3 protein-coding genes are annotated in these 3,795 nt (G+C 35.9%); all 3 read right to left on the bottom strand.

The annotated features are described in order from the left end of the window. Window positions 1–154 precede the first annotated feature (154 nt). The 3 genes from ACZND6_RS08860 to ACZND6_RS08850 all read right to left on the bottom strand — a co-directional run bounded on the left by ACZND6_RS08860 (window position 155) and on the right by ACZND6_RS08850 (window position 3,486). On the bottom strand, window positions 155–1,228 hold the full coding sequence (locus ACZND6_RS08860; protein ID WP_369976246.1) for a glycosyltransferase family 4 protein: 1,074 nt from the start codon (window positions 1,226–1,228) through the stop codon (window positions 155–157). Further along, complete coding sequence (locus ACZND6_RS08855) at window positions 1,225–2,460, bottom strand: O-antigen ligase family protein (RefSeq protein WP_369976248.1); 1,236 nt, start codon at window positions 2,458–2,460, stop codon at window positions 1,225–1,227. Before ACZND6_RS08855 ends, ACZND6_RS08860 begins: the two co-directional genes overlap by 4 nt. A gap of 72 nt (window positions 2,461–2,532) precedes the next feature. After that, on the bottom strand, window positions 2,533–3,486 hold the full coding sequence (locus ACZND6_RS08850) for a hypothetical protein (RefSeq protein WP_369976250.1): 954 nt from the start codon (window positions 3,484–3,486) through the stop codon (window positions 2,533–2,535). Between the last annotated feature and the right edge of the window lie 309 nt (window positions 3,487–3,795).

Below are 3,795 nucleotides of genomic sequence, written 5' to 3'. Positions count from 1 at the left end.
GGTTTTCTTGATGGAAAAATAGGTTTTATTTTTGCTGCCAATCACTACTGTTATACACTCCAAAAATACTTGCGTTATTATTTGCTCAAGAAAACGAAAGGGTATTTTTAATAAAATATCTTAATCTATTAGAATTATTAAATAAAAATTAGCTCTATCTGATAACTTTCTGAGCAAAGTTATAAATCTTTGAAGCATGGATTTCTGGATCGAGATTTTCCGTAAAAAGATCAGAAACCCTTTCTTTTTTGATTAATTGTCGTGTCACTCTCAAAGAGGAAATCGCCTCTTTTAATGATTTCTCTAAGCTCACAAGAGAATTCGGAGTAAATTCGAACTTAACCTCCGTTTTTATCACTTCTGCGGCCCCTAGATTAGCCGAAATAATCACTGGTGTCCCTGCACAAAGACTTTCTATCGGAGCCAAACCAAAAGGCTCATATCTAGAAGCCAGAATTGATAAATCAACTGCCTGATAGGCTTCTTGAATATTTTTCAAATACCCTAAGTACCGAATATTTTTATAGGGTTTCTTAGGTATCGGCCTCCCAGCTACTAACAACTCTATTGGCAAAGAAGTATTTTCAAAAAGTTTTTCTAGAAGTTCAAATCCCTTACGTTTATGACTTGAGGAGACAAAAAGTACCGAAATTGTGCCCTCTTTGATGCCAAATTTCTGCCTAAGCAGTTGTCTTTCTTCTTCTGTCGGCCTTGAAAAAATTGAAAAATCAACAGGAGGGTACAGAACTTCAATTTTGTCTTGATCTACTCCATAAAAATTGATTAATTCATTTTTAATACTTCTTGAATGGGCAATAATTTTTTTTGCGTTGCTATATTCTTTTTCTTCTAAAGAAAGACAAAATTTGTCGTACAGTCCTTCTCGAAGGCAACATTGACTTAAATATCCTGCATGAGTTCCTCCACACAAAATTATCTCCGACTGATCATTTCTGCAGCAACCTAGGAGGACGTCTACTCCAAATTTTTCCCTACTTTTTCTAAGTTGATATGAAAAAAAGAAATCCTTAAAGAGTCTTGGAACCCCAAATGTCGGAATGCTTTGAGGAGTAATAAATGAAAACTCTTGAAGGCTTTCGTCAAATGATTTTGCAAAGACTACAGGATGGGGCAACCCTTGTTTATGAAATGCTTTGATTAAATTTAAAGTGTAATTTTCCATTCCGCCGCTGAAGCCGAAATGATTACATGCTATTCCTAATTTCATGGCGCAGACTTCCTATCTGACAATATGCTGAGATTTCCAATTCGCCAAAAAGGCTCCGAAACCATCAAGGAGCCAAACATCAACCAAAAATACTTCATGACATTCGAATGTGCCAGATTAAATTCAGTGAGTCCTTGAAGCATTAATCCCAGCGTTGATAAAAAGGCCATAAAGTAAGTATCCTCTCTAGTTTTTATAAATTTTATTAAGGACCAGATTAAAAGATAACCAAAGAATAGGAAAAATCCGGTTAATCCAGTACTTCCGTTCTCACCTAAGATTTGAAAGAAATTACTGTGCGCCCTAGTGAGGTTAGGCTCTTTCGAATCCTTATGTATATATTTTTTAGGATAGGCATCTTTAAAAACTCCCATACCTACGCCTGTTACGGGATGATCTTTAAACATTGCAAAGGAGCTCTTCCAAAGCCGGATTCTTTCGCTGTTGGTGGAAATGCCGGCATCGGTAAGACTACTCACCCTACTGGAAATCGTGTTGTGAGTCGACAATGAAAAAACTAACAATAAACTTCCAAGAATAGCCAATAAAACAGGAATGGAGATATTTCTGATATAAACAAGAAGGGCCAAAGAAAAACAAATTAATAATGCCAACCAAGCCCCTCTAGTCCCATTTAAGAGAACAACATAGCCGCAGAAGAGAAAAATAAGAAGGACGGAAAATTTAAAAAGTTTTGAAAACGAAGAAAGGAGCAGACCCAAGAAGAAAATCGGCATAGATACACAAGCAAAACCGGCGTAGATCATCGGATGCCCATAAAAGCCATTGAGCCTATAACCATAATTCGCCTTCCCGCCATCAATAATGGCATAAACACTGTCTATTAAGAAGGATAGGAGCAAAGATCCAATTAAAATATAAGTATCTTTTTTCTCTACAGACAATAAAACTATAAACCCCAAAAAAGGTCTTAACACGATCAAAGAAAACCAAATACCAAAACTCTCTTTTAAATTTGGATTTGCAAAGACAGATGGCAAAAACGAAAGAATAAATAACAGGTAAGCATACAAAAATATTTTAAATTTCTTTATTCGTTCTAAGACTTTTCTTGGCTGAGCAAGGACATAAAGTAAAAAAAATACAGAAGCTAATACTTGAAATAAATTCGAGATAGCAACCGCAATGCACTGAAAAAAAGCGCAAAGGCTAAGGCTGACTAACAGAGACAAATAAATTAATTGCGTTTTTTTTTCAAAAATAGATTGCATCCAATGACCCTTGTTTTTCGCGAAAATTTTATCATTGAAGTTGAAAAGAGGATGAGAAGGTCTTACTCCTTGTCAGAAAAACAAAGAATTGAAGTCTCGGTAAGGAATTATTGAATATGGAAGCAAGGTAACCGGAGAGCAGTTATAGACACCCACGCCTGTTTTTTTACTGGCTAACTTCGTTAATAACATGAAGGGCTTGATGTGTTCTTCATAATCATTTAATAAACCTGATCTGACCACGTCTTCTGTGTGCTCATAAAATCTTGGTTGATTAGCGTTACCCAAATCAAATCCTAGGAGAAAAATTTCTTTAAAACCCAAATAAAAAGCTATCTGAATTGCATTTGACATAACCGTTCCAGTATGAAAAAAGCCCAAGCGAGGATCTAAAAAAAGCTTCAACAGTTCTCCGGCTGCTTCTTGTTCTAAAAAATCCCCAGACTTCCTAGCAAGTTCATTAAGTAATGTGCCCCTCTCCCTCCAATTCGGAGCCTCATTTATGATAGAAAAATCATAATTTTTTGCTATCTTCTCATCGAGCAACGCTAGCTCACGAAAAACGTCAAAAGTCACAGCAAACTTTAGATCATTTCTAAGATTCGTTAGCAACGAGGACCTATTTCTTACGAATGAAGCATCTGATATCACTTCGAGGAAAGGGCTATTGACCTCATTGATTGATGTAATTGCTCCATTAAGAAAGATTACATTTTCTTTTCTAAGTTTTGAGAGATCTAAATTGTTTACAGATGGGCCGGAACCTAAAATAAACACCCGTTCATTACGTGGTTCGACCCCTTGGGAAATTTTTAACTCTTCCAAAGAAAAAGAAGTATTTATAAGGCGATTTTTCCAATACAACTTATATTTAGTTGGAAGTAGGCAGTCATATGGCTGGCTCCAGATGCCGTCTATAAAATCGTAGGCTTGGCATTGCCGAGGAAGACTTGTAAGTGCAAATGTTTTTTTCAACAAACTTCGCTTTTGCCTTGTGAACCATTGTTTAATTTTTTCTTTTTTCATGTTTTCACTTGCCAGAACCCATTACAAGTACTTAACTCCTGTAAAGGTTTAGTAATCTTCCCCTTCGTACGAACTTAGTGGGCTTTTAGCTTTTCAATTCTTTAAGGAATTCCAAGTTTCTCCTATTTTAATTTTAAGGATCGCCCGAACTTTTTTCAAAATTTAATAAAAGTGCCCCTTTTGGATTTAAAGAGAAACCGTAACTCGTTTCACTGCTGTCCAAAATAATTTGCTCTTTGACTTTGGCCTCAACATTTACAGTTAATCCAGGCCCCAGAAAGTTAAAAGTCATAAACAAGCCCCTGCTAA

This window comes from Parasutterella sp. (assembly GCF_057870745.1).
The sequence above is the reverse complement of the archived record's forward strand: the minus strand, read 5'-3'. Positions and strand labels throughout refer to the sequence as shown.